The organism is Flavobacterium soyae (assembly GCF_021245985.1).
In the GTDB taxonomy this organism is placed as follows: domain Bacteria; phylum Bacteroidota; class Bacteroidia; order Flavobacteriales; family Flavobacteriaceae; genus Flavobacterium; species Flavobacterium soyae.
This window is the reverse complement of record NZ_JAJQXA010000001.1, coordinates 80157-93367: the sequence shown is the minus strand read 5'-3', so window position 1 is coordinate 93367 and position 13211 is coordinate 80157. Positions and strand designations below refer to the sequence as shown.

The following is a 13211-nucleotide window of genomic DNA, read 5'->3' as shown; positions in this document are numbered from 1 at the left end:
TTAAAGAATCATGAAAAATAAATTTAAATACATATACGCTGTCATTGCTTTGGCTGCTTTAGGAGGATCTTGTTCTGAAGATTTCGTGAGCATTGACCCAAAAGGATCTTTCTTATCAACTAGTTACTATAAAGATGAACAACAGGCTACAGCTGCTCTTGTTGGTGTTTATGATCCATTAAGAAAAAATACAGGTGGTTTTGAAAATCTTGTAGCAATGCTAAATGCTGGTTCAGATGATTTCTACGCTGGTGGTGGTGGAGCTTCGGATGGTCAGGGAATTCAAAATTTCTCTACTCACTCATTAACTTCATTAATTATTCCCGGAAGTTTCTGGAATGATCATTACCAAGGTATTTACAGAGCAAACGTTTTGTTATCAAAAATGTCTGGAGTTAATATGTCAGATGCATTAAAAGTTAGATTCACTGGAGAGTCTAAAGCATTAAGAGCATTGTACTATTTCAACTTAGTAAGAATGTTTAAGAACATTCCATTGATTTTGGAACCTCTTACAACATCAACAATGTTAAATGTTGAGCAATCAGCTCCGGAAGCAGTTTATGCTCAAATCGAAAAAGACTTATTAGAGGCTATTCCGGCTTTACCAACTACTGTTGATGCAGCTACAGGATCTGGTCGTTTAACAAGAGGAGCTGCTCAGGCATTACTTGGAAAAGTTTATTTATATGACGGAAAAAATGCAGAGGCTGCAGCTATTCTTGCTCAGGTAAACGGTACGCCTGGTCAGCCAAATCAATATGGAAACAAATTACTGGCTAATTTCAGTGATCTATGGGTGGTAGCTAATAAATTCAATTCAGAATCACTTCTTGAAGTGTCTCACACTAGTGCAGGAAATTCTGATTGGGGATTCTGGGGTTCTGGAAGGGATGAAGGAAACTCATTAAATGTAATGGTAGGTCCTAGAGGTTATTCCAGACCTGCAAACTCTACAGCTGCTGATCTTCCTTCAGGATGGAGTTTTAGTATACCAACACAAAAATTGTATGATGCAATGAAGAATGATCCAAGATTTGGTGCAACTATTTTCGACCTAAAAGCTTTAAAAGCTGCGGGAAGTGCTGATTATATTCCTGGTTACCAAGACACAGGTTATTTCCTGAATAAATTTTTACCAAGAAAATCAGATGTTCGTACAGGTGGTGGAGCGGCTGAGCTGAACTACAAACAAAACTCTTATGTTATCAGATTAGCAGATACTTATTTATTGGAAGCTGAAGCTTTAGGAGCAACTGGTACAAGAGCTCAGGCATTATTAGATGCTGTTAGAGCCAGAGTTGGACTTGCTTCAGTTCCAGTAACATTAGCAGCTATTAAAAATGAAAGAAGAATGGAACTTGCTGGTGAAGGACACAGGTTCTTTGACTTAGTAAGATGGGGCGATGCAGCAGCAGCTTTAGCAGATAGAGGTTTTAACGCTGGAACTGATGAAATTTTCCCAATTCCTTATGTAGAATTGACAGGGACTAAATTGAAACAAAACCCTAACTATCAATAATTAAAATAACTATCTAACCAAAAACCAATAAGAAAATGAGCCTAAATATAATTTTAAAAAGAGGTGCTTACCTAATGCTTGCAATAGTATTAGGTTCGCTTACCAGCTGTGAGGATGATCCTGCAAATAACGGTTTAACAGCTGCAAGTGTTGATGCTTCATTTACTGTAACACCAGTTGCAGGAGCTGTAAATACATATCTTTTAACTGCACAGCCAAAAGGTGTTATTTTATCAAAATGGAATACCGGCGACGGTGCTTATCAAGGTAAAATGACTGAAACAATTTCATTGCCTGATGCGGGAACTTATACAATTACACATACAGCAATTGGAGCAGGTGGAGCGTCAGGAACTGCAACAGCTCAAATTGTTGTGGCAACAACAGATCCAGCTAAAGGGAATTTAGTTCAGGGAGGATTTTTTGAAACTCCTGCAGATCAGGCAAAATGGACTGTTTTAAATTTAAGTGCAACTGGGGCAGCTTTTTGGTCTTATGCTAACAAAAGTGCAACTATTCACTCACCAGGAGGATGGGCACAAGAAGGAATTTATCAGGCAATTGATGTAGTAAAAGACAAAGAATACACAATTGATATGTTAGTTTCTTCTCCAAGTGGTTCTGATGAAACCTGGTTTGAAGTTTACGCCGGTAAATCAGTTCCTAAATCGGGAGTTGAGTATAAAGACAATAAAGTAATGGGATTAAGTACTTGGGACGGTTGTGCTAAAGCAGCATTTTCAGGTAAATTATCTACAGTAGGCTGTGTTAAAAATGATGCAACTGGTACAGTTTCTAATACTGTTAAATTCTCTGAAACCGGAAAAATATATCTTTTAATCAGATCAGGAGGTAACACATTTACAAAAGATGGTATTACCATTACTAAGGTCGAATTAAGAGGAAAATAAAAGTTTAAGTTAAGTTTAAGTTTGGTTGTAAATAGCCCATAATCATTATGAGTATGGGCTATTTTTAAATCCTAAGCAATCAGAGAACGAGTTTCTGAAAACTTCTTTTAGAATTAAAAAATCAAAGAAAAGAATGAAAAAAAATACTTTAAAATTTCTGTGCTTTTTGTTTACAGTCACCGCTCTTGCGCAGCAGACAAAAGCAAAGAAAGAATTTACAACCAACGGGAAAAAGATAACGGTTTATACAACTGCCGAAAATTCAAAACTGAGATTAACATCAACAGATAATTTGACTTTTTCAGTATCAAAACAGCCTCTTGAAACGGAGATTTCTGTTTTTGTAGAACCGTCTAAAAAGTTTCAAACCTTTATGGGAATTGGAGGTGCCATTACTGATGCGAGTGCTGAGATTTTTGCTAAACTTTCAAAAGAAAAACAAATAGAATTCTTAAATGCCTATTACGATAAACAAAAAGGAATTGGCTATTCTTTGCTAAGAACCACGATCCAAAGTTCTGATTTTAGCAGTGGAAGCTATTCTTATATCGCAGAAGGAGATAAAGATTTAAAAACGTTTTCTATTGATCACGACAGGCAATTTCGTATTCCGTTAATCAAACAGGCAATCCAGACTGCAGGAGGAAAATTATTGACATATGCTGCACCGTGGTCTCCAAATGCTTTCATGAAAAGTAACGGAAACGTATTAAAAGGAGGAACATTATTGCCAGAATATTATCAAACCTGGGCAAATTTCTATGTCAGGTTTATAAAAGAATATGAGAAAGAAGGGATTCCAATTTGGGGAACATCAACTCAAAATGAGCCAATGGCGGTTCAAACATGGGAATCTTGCATTTACACAGCCGAAGCTGAAAGAGATTTTATTAAAAATTTCTTAGGTCCAACTTTGAAAAGAGAAAAACTTGGAGATAAAAAAATTATCGCCTGGGATCACAATCGTGACTTAATGAATCACAGGGCAAGTGTAATTTATTCTGATCCCGAAGCTGCAAAATATGTTTGGGGAATGGGTTTTCACTGGTACGAAAACTGGTCTGGAGGAGATTCAATGTTTGACAACGTTGCAAAAGTAAATGAAGCATATCCGGACAAAAAGCTATTGTTTACAGAAGGATGTGTTGAAAAATTTGATGCCGCAAAATATCAGCTTTGGGGTAACGGAGAACGTTACGGGATTTCTATGATTAACGATTTCAATAATGGAACCGCTGGATGGACAGACTGGAATATTCTTTTAGATCAAAATGGAGGACCTAATCACGTTGGAAATTTCTGTTTTGCACCAATCCATGCCGATACAACAACAGGAGAATTAATTTACACGCCATCTTATTATTACATAGGACATTTTTCAAAATTCATTCGATTAAATGCAAAAAGAGTCAGCTCTGCAGTAAGCAGAAGCGGTTTATTAAGTACATCATTTTTAAATACTGATGGTACAATGGCAACCATCGTAATGAACAAAACAGATAAAGAAATTACATATAATTTGATAATAGCAGCAGAAAAAACAGTAGTCAAAATTCCTGCACACGCTATACAAACGCTTGTTTATTAATATTTTTTGAGTTAACAGAAGAGGGCTGATTTGAATCATCTAACTCAGCCCTCAATTTTTAATTTGAAATAAAATGTTTTTTGAAGCAACAATGAAAACCATCAATAGAATCTTATTAGTTTCAATAATAATCTTGCAAGTAAGTTGTTCAACATCAAAAACTGCAAATGGCACTGCTGTTTCTGCATCCAAAACAAATAAAAAAATCACGGTTTATACTACAGCCGAAAATACCAATTTGAGATTATCATTATCAGATAATTTAATTTCAAAATCTGCTGCACAACAAACAAAATCAACGGTTTCTGTTACTTTAGATGCCGATAAAACAGATCAGGTTTTCTTAGGAATTGGCGGTGCCATTACAGACGCAAGCGCTGAAGTATTTGCAAAACTATCACCAAAAAAGCAGCAGGAATTCCTAACCGCTTATTACGATAAAAATAAAGGAATAGGATATACTTTAGCCAGAACGAATATCCATAGCTGCGATTTTAGCAGTGACAGTTATACCTATGTTGCCGAAGGTGATAAAGATTTAAAAAGCTTCAGCATTGATCACGATCGAAAATATCGAATTCCATTAATAAAAAAAGCAATTGAAACTGCCGGCGGGAAATTAACCTTATTTGTTAGTCCGTGGAGTCCCCCAGCTTTCATGAAAGACAATAATGATATTTTACACGGCGGCGTTTTGTTGCCAGAGTTTGCACAATCATGGGCAGATTATTATGTTAAATTTATAAGAGCTTATGAAAAAGAAGGAATCCCTGTTTGGGGATTAACCATTCAAAATGAGCCAATGGCAAAACAACGTTGGGAATCTTGTATTTATACCCCAGAAGCAGAAAGAGATTTTCTTAAAAACTTTCTTGGGCCAACTTTAGAAAAAGAAGGACTTAGCTCTAAAAATGTTATAATCTGGGATCACAATCGCGGAGATATGTTAACCAAAAGAGCCAATCTTGTTTTTTCAGATCCTGCAGTTTCAAAATATGCATGGGGAATTGGATTCCACTGGTATGAAACATGGAACGGCGGAACACCAAAATTCGAATCAGTAGGTGAAGTACACCAGGCTTTTCCAAATAAAAATTTACTTTTTACAGAAGGATGTATCGAAAAATTTGATGCTTCGAGATTTCAGTTTTGGGGAAATGCAGAACGATACGGACTTAACATGATCAACGATTTCAATAACGGAACCGTTGGCTGGACAGACTGGAATATTCTTCTGGATCAAAACGGAGGTCCAAATCATGTTGGAAATTTTTGTTTTTCACCAATTCACGCCGACACCACAAAAGATGAATTAATCTACACACCGATGTACTATTACATTGGACATTTCTCGAAATTTATTCAGCCAAAAGCTAAAAGAATAATGGAGACAATCAGCGACAAAAAATTAATAAGCACATCTTTTAAAAATTCTAATGACAAAATAATAACCATTGTCATGAACCAATCAGATAATGAGATTGTTTACACCTTAATAAACCACAATTCACAAAATACTATAACTATCCCGGCACACGCAATACAAACTATTGTATACTAAATTGGGAAACTAAAAACTATTAAAAATGAAACTAAATTTTAAAAACACTATAAAAATACTGTTCTTCTCAATAGCAGTATTTTCTCAGGTAAAATGCTCATCATCAAACGATGCTGTCGATCCTGTGGTAAACCCGCCTGTAGTAAACCCGCCTGTAGTAGTAACAAACGATGTTGATTTCTGGTTAACAAAAGGAGACCAAAGCGTATTATTAGCAAAACAAACCGGAACATTAGGATTTGGAACAGTTGTCAATACCTATACAAATATTGAAGTTAATGCCTCTCAAAAATATCAGACTATTGATGGTTTCGGGTATACATTAACCGGCGGAAGTGCAGATGTAATCAATCAGTTAACTGCTGCCAAGAAAAGTGCACTTTTACAAGAATTATTTGGTTCTGGAGCTAATTCAATAGGAATTAGTTATTTAAGAATCAGTATTGGAGCGTCTGATTTAAATGCTGCACCATTTACGTATGATGACCTTGCAGCTGGCGAAACTGATTTAACTTTAGCAAAATTTAGTTTAGACAAAGACAAAGCCGGGGTAATTGCACTTTTAAAAGAAATTCTGGCGATTAACCCCAAAATTTTAATTTTAGCAACACCTTGGTCAGCGCCGCTTTGGATGAAAGACAAAGACAGCTTTATTGGAGGAAAACTGCAGACTCAATATTATGATGTTTATGCTAAATATTTTGTAAAATACATTCAGCAGATGAAAGCCGAAGGAATTACAATTGATGCAATAACACCGCAAAATGAGCCTTTGCATGACGGAAATAACCCAAGTATGTATATGTCTGCAGCAGAGCAGGCTAACTTTATTAAAAATAATTTAGGGCCGGCTTTTAAAGCAGCAAACCTTAGTGTAAAAATTATTGCTTACGATCACAATTGCGATAACCCAAATTATCCAAAAGCAATTTTGGCTGATGCCGATGCATTTCCATTCGTAGACGGATCAGCATTCCATTTATATGCCGGAGATATCAGCGCACTTACAAATGTTTACAATTCTTATCCAGCTAAAAATGTGTATTTTACAGAACAATGGACTTCTTCGGCGGGTGATTTTGCAGGAGATTTAAAATGGCACGTTCGAAATGTAATTGTTGGTTCGATGAGAAATTACAGCAAAAACGCATTAGAATGGAATTTAGCTAACGACGGATCTTTTCAGCCTCATACAAATGGCGGCTGTTCGATGTGTAAAGGAGCATTGACAGTAACTTCAACAGAAAATTTTCAGCGTAATGTTGCCTATTATATTATTGCACATGCATCAAAATTTGTTCCTGCAGGATCTATTAGAATTGCAAGTACTTCAAGCGGAAGTTTACAAAACGTCGCCTTTATAACGCCATCTGGATCAAAAGTTTTAGTAGTTGTAAATGACTCGTCAGGAAGTGAGATTTTCAATGTCAAATTCAATGATAAATGGATCACAACTTCTCTTGAGGCCGGATCTGTTGGAACTTACACCTGGAAATAAATTAAAGACAACGTAAAATTGATTTTCAAATGAAAAAAATTAAAAATATAATGGACAAAGCAGGTATTCTAACATTTATTTTACTGCTGATATTTCAGTCTTGCAGCAGTAGTAACGATAGTTCAGATGGAGGTTTGGATAATCCTGCCCCTTCAAACCTTACTGTTCAGGTTGAAGTTGTGGGTAAAACCGCAGCAAATCCTGACGGGGACGGAAGCGGTAAAGTGAACTTAAAGATTAATGCTGCGAATGCAATTTCGTATAAAGTTTTAATAGACAATCAGCTTAAAGAAATTACAAGCGGAGATTTTACATATACATTTACAACTGCAGGAACAAAAGCATATTCTATAATTGTTTCAGCTTATAATGCTTCAGGACAGTTTATCAGCTCAACTTCTTCAGTAAATATATACGTTGCCAGAAAATTACTTTGGTCAGATGAATTTGATGTTGACGGTGTTCCAAATACATCAAAATGGGGTTATAACACTGGAACCGGAGACGGCTGGGGAAATAATGAATTAGAATATTACACAAGCCGCCCTGAAAATGTAATTATTTCAAATGGTACCCTAAAAATTAAAGCAATTAAAGAAGAGTATATGGGAAGCCATTATACATCGACAAGAATGCTTACAAAAGGAAAATTTTCGTTTAAATATGGCAGGGCCGAAGTTCGGGCAAAATTACCTGTTGGCGGTGGAACCTGGCCGGCATTCTGGATGCTGGGTGACAATATTGATACGGCAGGATGGCCATTATGCGGTGAAGTAGATATTTTAGAATCAGTTGGAAATAATCCAAACGTGAACCACTCTTCATTACATTCGCCTGGACGCTCAGGAAATACACCTGATACAGCTACAATAACAGTAGCAAATTCAACAACAGAATTTCATGTTTATGCAGCAGATTGGTCTGCAGAAAGCATTAAGTTCTATGTAGATGATAAGTTGTTTTACACCTATGCTAATTCAGGTTCAACTCCATTTAACCAAAACTTTTTCCTGATTTTAAATTTAGCAATGGGAGGAAATTTTGGAGGAACAGTTGATCCAAATTTCACTAATGCAACTTTCGAAGTTGATTATGTGAGAGTATATAATTAACATAAGTTTTAAATAAGTTTTATCCTTTAAGGCTAGATAAACATTAGCTTTACGGATTAAAATTTTAAAAATTATGAAAAAGACAAATAAATTTATTTTAGTATTATTCTTACTTTTTGTAAGTATTTCATTTTATGGTCAAAATTTAAAAATTATGACCTACAACATTCGTTTAGATGTAGCATCAGACGGAGAAAATGCGTGGCCAAAACGAAAAGATTATTTTACTTCTCAAATACAATTTTATGGTCCGGAAATTTTTGGAGTTCAGGAAGCAACCCCAAATCAAGTAATAGATATCGCAGCCGCTTTTCCAAATTATAACAGATTTGGAATAGGAAGAGAAGAAAACGGAACGGGAGAAGCCTGTACTATTTATTACAAAAAAGATCGCTTTAAGGTGCAGAATTCCAATACATTTTGGCTTTCGGAAACACCAAACGTAGTTTCAAGAGGCTGGGATGCAGCTTGCAACAGAGTTTGTACGTATGCACTTTTTACAGATTTAAAAACAAAAAAAACGTTCTGGGTTTTTAACCTGCACCTTGACCATATGGGCGAAGAAGCAAGAGTAAAAGGAGTACAGCTTGTTTTAAAAAAAATAAGCGAAGTAAACACAAAGAAATACCCGGCGTTTTTAATGGGAGATTTTAACTCAGAACCAAACACGCCGCAAATTGCAGAAATAAAAAAAGTGATGGATGATACTAGAGATGTTTCAATAGAAAAACCTTTTGGACCATCAGGAACATTTAATGATTTCAAACATAATGAACCAGTTACATTATTGATAGACTATATTTTTATCTCTAAAAATAGTGGATTAAAAATTCAAAAACATGCAGTTTTAAGTGATTCTAAAGATTTAAAATATCCGTCAGATCATTTACCTGTCTTAATAGAAATAGATTAAAAATGAAAAATAGCAGCAAAAAACTTCAAATCTTACTTTTACTGCCGCTTATTGCGATGCAGATAAAATGCGGATCTTCAAAAAATGCAGCTGCCAATCCTGGAAAAGCAGAATCATGGATTACTACTGCAGATGAATCTTCAAAACTTAAAAAACAGGATGATTTAGTTTTTGGTACAGAAACTAATTCAAACCAAACCATTGAAGTAAATCCTTCTGAAAAATTTCAAACCATCGAAGGTTTCGGATTTTCGTTAACCGGAGGAAGCGCTCAAACAATTTTAAAACTGGATAAAGCAAAAAGAGAAGCCTTGCTTCAGGAATTATTTTCCAGAAAAAATGATGCCATTGGTTTAAGTTACCTGCGTATTAGTATTGGAGCTTCAGATTTGAATGAAAAAGTTTTTTCGTATGATGATATGCCCGAAGGACAAACAGATTTAAAACTGGAACACTTTAATCTTGGTCCGGATTTAAATGATGTAGTGCCTTTGTTAAAAGAGATTTTAGCAATAAACCCGCAAATAAAAATTATGGGTTCACCTTGGTCGCCTCCAGTTTGGATGAAAGACAACGGAAGCTCAAAAGGAGGAAGCCTGCAGCCCAAATATTATGAGGTTTATGCCCAGTATTTTGTAAAATACATCCAGGCAATGAAATCTCACGGAATTGTTATTGATGCCATTACACCACAAAATGAGCCGCTGCATCCTGGAAATAATCCAAGTTTATTAATGCTGGCAGAGCAACAGGCAGATTTTATTGGGAATCATTTAGGTCCCGCTTTCGCGAAAGCAAAAATCAAAACCAAAATTATAGTTTACGACCACAATTGTAATAAACCAGAATATCCTTTAACTATTTTAAAAGATGTAAAAGCTAACCCTTTTGTTGCAGGTTCAGCATTTCACTTATACGAAGGAGATATCAGCGCATTGTCAACAGTTCACGATGCATTTCCAAACAAAGATTTATACTTTACAGAACAATACACAGGATCAGGAAGCAGTTTTGAAAATGATTTAAAATGGAGTGTAAAAAATGTTGTCATTGGTTCAATGCGTAACTGGAGTAAAAATGCACTTTCATGGGGATTGGCAAACGATGAAAATTATAAACCATTTACACCAGGCGGATGTTCAACTTGTAAAGGTGCTTTAATGATCGATCAAAATCAAAATATTAAGCGTGAAGTTGGTTATTATATTATTGGACATGCTTCTAAATTTGTTCCCGAAGGTTCAGTAAGAATTGGAAGTAATATTGTTGGAAACTTATACAACGCAGCTTTCAAAACGCCATCTGGACAAACAGTTTTAATTGTAGAAAACGACGGGACTTCGGCAGAAACATTCAATATCAAATACAATCAAAAACAAATTTCAACTACTTTAAACGCTGGTGCAGTTGCAACTTACGTTTGGTAACCAAAATTAAATACATGAAAAAAATAACCACATTTGCCTTGTTAATGGTCTCGTTTTTTGCGGCGGCCCAGCAGCAAACAATAGATCAAAAAGTAAATGATCTGTTGAAGAAAATGACAATTGAAGAAAAAATTGGTCAGCTTAATCAATACACGGGAGACAATCAGGCAACGGGGCCAATTACAATAAACCCTAACAAACAAGCCGAAATCAAACAAGGTTTAATAGGTTCGATGCTAAACATCATCGGAACAAAATATACCAGACAATATCAGGAATTGGCCATGCAGTCAAGACTTAAAATTCCGTTGTTGTTTGGTCAGGACGTTATTCACGGATACAAAACAACATTCCCGCTTCCGTTAGCCGAAGCTGCAAGCTGGGATTTACAAGCCATTGAATTAGCAGCCAGAGTAGCTGCAGAAGAAGCTGCTGCAAGCGGAGTTCACTGGACATTTGCACCAATGGTAGACATTAGCCGTGACCCGCGCTGGGGACGTGTAATGGAAGGTGCAGGAGAAGATACTTATCTAGGATCTAAAATTGCTTATGCAAGAGTAAAAGGTTTTCAGGGAAATAAATTAGGAGATTTAAACTCTGTTATGGCCTGTGTAAAACACTTCGCTGCTTATGGAGCAGGAGTTGGAGGCAGGGATTATAACTCAGTTGATATGAGCGAAAGAATGCTTCTTGAAACCTATTTACCCCCTTTTAAAGCCGCTTTAGATGCCGGAGCAGCAACATTTATGAATTCTTTTAATGATGTAAACGGAATTCCTGCAACTGGAAATGCACATTTACAAAGAGATATCTTAAAAGGAAAATGGAACTTTCAGGGATTTGTAGTGTCAGACTGGGGATCAATTGGAGAAATGGTCGCTCACGGTTATTCAAAAGATCTTAAAGAAGCTGCATATTCTGCAATTACTGCCGGAAGTGACATGGATATGGAAAGTAATGCATACCGATATAATTTAGCACAGTTAGTAAAAGAAGGCAGGGTTTCTATCGATTTGGTTGACGATGCTGTAAAACGTATTCTTCGCAAAAAATTTGAATTAGGTTTATTTGATGATCCTTACAGATATTCTGATGATAAAAGAGCAGAGAAAGTTTTAGCAAATCCGGCAAACAGAAAAGCGGCACTTGAAGTAGCTGAAAAAAGTATCGTTTTATTGAAAAATGAAAACCAGACTTTACCAATTTCTAAAAGTGTAAAAACAATTGCATTCATTGGCCCAATGGTAAAAGAATACAAAGCCAATATGGGATTCTGGTCTGTTGAACTTCCAGATGTAAATTACGATAAATGGGTAGTTTCGCAATGGGATGGTTTACAAAATAAAGTAGGTAAAAACACAAAATTACTTTACGCAAAAGGCTGTGAAGTTGACGGAGATAATAAAGATGGTTTTGCCGAAGCAGTTGAAACCGCTAAGCAGGCAGATGTAGTAATCTTGAGTATTGGTGAAAGACGCGATATGAGCGGTGAAGCAAAAAGCCGAAGCGATTTACATTTACCGGGTGTTCAGGAAGATTTAGTAAAAGCAATTCAGGCAACAGGAAAACCAGTTGTAGTTTTAATAAATGCCGGAAGACCACTAGTTTTCAATTGGACAGCAGATAATGTTCCTGCAATTATATATACTTGGTGGTTAGGAACTGAAGCTGGAAATGCAATCGCAAATGTTTTATTTGGAGATTACAACCCGTCAGGAAAACTGCCAATGACTTTCCCAAGAGAAGTAGGGCAGATTCCAATTTATTACAATCATTTTAGCACAGGAAGACCAGCTAAAAATGAAAATGCAACAAACTATGTTTCAGCTTATATCGATTTAAAAAACTCTCCTAAATTTCCTTTCGGATACGGTTTGAGTTATACAAAATTTGATTATTCTGGTTTGAAATTATCTTCGACAAAAATCAAAAGCAGCGAAACAATTAAAGTTTCATTTCAATTATCAAATGTTGGAAAAGCTGTCGGAGAAGAAGTGGTTCAGCTATATTTAAAAGACAAATTCGGATCAGTAGTTCGTCCAGTTTTAGAATTAAGAGATTTCCAAAAAGTGAAATTGAATGCGGGAGAAACTAAAACAATCGAATTTACAATCGATAAAGAAAAACTTTCTTTCTACAATGATAAACTGGAATGGACGGCAGAGCCAGGAGATTTTGAAGTACTGATTGGAGCTTCATCAGCAGATATTAAACTAAAATCAGATTTTGAATTAGTACAATAATATAGAATGTCAATTAAAATTGGCGTTATGGATTTTATAAAGGTTTTGAATTATTTTAAAACGGTATTTATAAAATCCATAGCGCCAATTCCTTTATAGGATTCAAGCAATGCTTTATCAAGAGCTTCGCGTTTTGTTTTTTTATTTTTTACTTCTCTTTCAATTACCTGATTAAAAATTCTTTCCTGCTCTTCACTATATTTTAATGAGGCTTCAAGAAGATAAGTTTTAGATACAAATCCGAAAGAAGACCAGATTTTTGTTCTAATTTTTTTGTTGATATTTTTTAGCGGGTTGATGCTCATAATCTCGTTCATTAAATTTCAATTCTATTTTATTGAAGGATTTCAAAATTAAAAACTTGTAATCTTTTTCTTTCTTAAAATTTAAATTTCAACAATTTGTCAGTCAAATGTGTTATTATGACGCAATGTAC

At 35.5% G+C, this 13211-nt stretch carries 10 protein-coding genes; 9 read left to right on the top strand and 1 reads right to left on the bottom strand.

All coding sequences use genetic code 11. The annotated features are described in order from the left end of the window. Positions 1-10 precede the first annotated feature (10 nt). The 9 genes from LUU93_RS00445 (at position 11) to LUU93_RS00405 (ending at position 12775) form a co-directional block, all read left to right on the top strand. Positions 11-1522, top strand: a complete 1512-nt coding sequence (locus LUU93_RS00445; RefSeq protein WP_232676181.1) for a RagB/SusD family nutrient uptake outer membrane protein — start codon at positions 11-13, stop codon at positions 1520-1522. A 35-nt stretch (positions 1523-1557) separates the two neighbouring features. Then, positions 1558-2433 carry a PKD domain-containing protein gene (locus tag LUU93_RS00440; protein WP_232676179.1) on the top strand — a complete coding sequence of 292 codons (876 nt, stop codon included), beginning with the start codon at positions 1558-1560 and terminating at the stop codon, positions 2431-2433. Positions 2434-2566: 133 nt separating this feature from the next. After that, complete coding sequence (locus tag LUU93_RS00435; RefSeq protein WP_232676178.1) at positions 2567-4021, top strand: glycoside hydrolase family 30 protein; 1455 nt, start codon at positions 2567-2569, stop codon at positions 4019-4021. A gap of 91 nt (positions 4022-4112) precedes the next feature. After that, positions 4113-5582, top strand: a complete 1470-nt coding sequence (locus LUU93_RS00430; protein WP_232677809.1) for a glycoside hydrolase family 30 protein — start codon at positions 4113-4115, stop codon at positions 5580-5582. A 25-nt stretch (positions 5583-5607) separates the two neighbouring features. Continuing rightward, on the top strand, positions 5608-7080 hold the full coding sequence (locus tag LUU93_RS00425) for a glycoside hydrolase family 30 protein (RefSeq protein ID WP_232676176.1): 1473 nt from the start codon (positions 5608-5610) through the stop codon (positions 7078-7080). 29 nt (positions 7081-7109) lie between these two features. Beyond that, entirely contained in the window at positions 7110-8192 is a 1083-nt protein-coding gene (locus tag LUU93_RS00420; RefSeq protein ID WP_232676174.1) for a glycoside hydrolase family 16 protein, read from the top strand. Positions 8193-8265: 73 nt separating this feature from the next. After that, complete coding sequence (locus tag LUU93_RS00415) at positions 8266-9105, top strand: endonuclease/exonuclease/phosphatase family protein (RefSeq protein WP_232676172.1); 840 nt, start codon at positions 8266-8268, stop codon at positions 9103-9105. A 2-nt stretch (positions 9106-9107) separates the two neighbouring features. After that, a complete protein-coding gene (locus LUU93_RS00410; protein WP_232676171.1) occupies positions 9108-10532 on the top strand; it encodes a glycoside hydrolase family 30 protein in 1425 nt (474 codons plus the stop codon). A 14-nt stretch (positions 10533-10546) separates the two neighbouring features. Next, positions 10547-12775, top strand: coding sequence for a glycoside hydrolase family 3 N-terminal domain-containing protein (locus LUU93_RS00405; RefSeq protein ID WP_232676169.1), 2229 nt, complete (start codon positions 10547-10549; stop codon positions 12773-12775). Between the two features lie 50 nt (positions 12776-12825). On the opposite strand, the gene LUU93_RS00400 is transcribed toward LUU93_RS00405, so the two are convergent. Next, complete coding sequence (locus tag LUU93_RS00400; RefSeq protein ID WP_232676152.1) at positions 12826-13092, bottom strand: hypothetical protein; 267 nt, start codon at positions 13090-13092, stop codon at positions 12826-12828. Positions 13093-13211 lie beyond the last annotated feature (119 nt).

What these genes read in the sequence shown, in the direction of transcription:
- LUU93_RS00445 (WP_232676181.1), top strand. Translation starts at nt 11, where the DNA reads ATGAAAAATAAATTTAAATACATATACGCTGTCATTGCTTTGGCTGCT.
- LUU93_RS00440 (WP_232676179.1), top strand. Translation starts at nt 1,558, where the DNA reads ATGAGCCTAAATATAATTTTAAAAAGAGGTGCTTACCTAATGCTTGCA.
- LUU93_RS00435 (WP_232676178.1), top strand. Translation starts at nt 2,567, where the DNA reads ATGAAAAAAAATACTTTAAAATTTCTGTGCTTTTTGTTTACAGTCACC.
- LUU93_RS00430 (WP_232677809.1), top strand. Translation starts at nt 4,113, where the DNA reads ATGAAAACCATCAATAGAATCTTATTAGTTTCAATAATAATCTTGCAA.
- LUU93_RS00425 (WP_232676176.1), top strand. Translation starts at nt 5,608, where the DNA reads ATGAAACTAAATTTTAAAAACACTATAAAAATACTGTTCTTCTCAATA.
- LUU93_RS00420 (WP_232676174.1), top strand. Translation starts at nt 7,110, where the DNA reads ATGAAAAAAATTAAAAATATAATGGACAAAGCAGGTATTCTAACATTT.
- LUU93_RS00415 (WP_232676172.1), top strand. Translation starts at nt 8,266, where the DNA reads ATGAAAAAGACAAATAAATTTATTTTAGTATTATTCTTACTTTTTGTA.
- LUU93_RS00410 (WP_232676171.1), top strand. Translation starts at nt 9,108, where the DNA reads ATGAAAAATAGCAGCAAAAAACTTCAAATCTTACTTTTACTGCCGCTT.
- LUU93_RS00405 (WP_232676169.1), top strand. Translation starts at nt 10,547, where the DNA reads ATGAAAAAAATAACCACATTTGCCTTGTTAATGGTCTCGTTTTTTGCG.
- LUU93_RS00400 (WP_232676152.1), bottom strand. Translation starts at nt 13,092, where the DNA reads ATGAACGAGATTATGAGCATCAACCCGCTAAAAAATATCAACAAAAAA.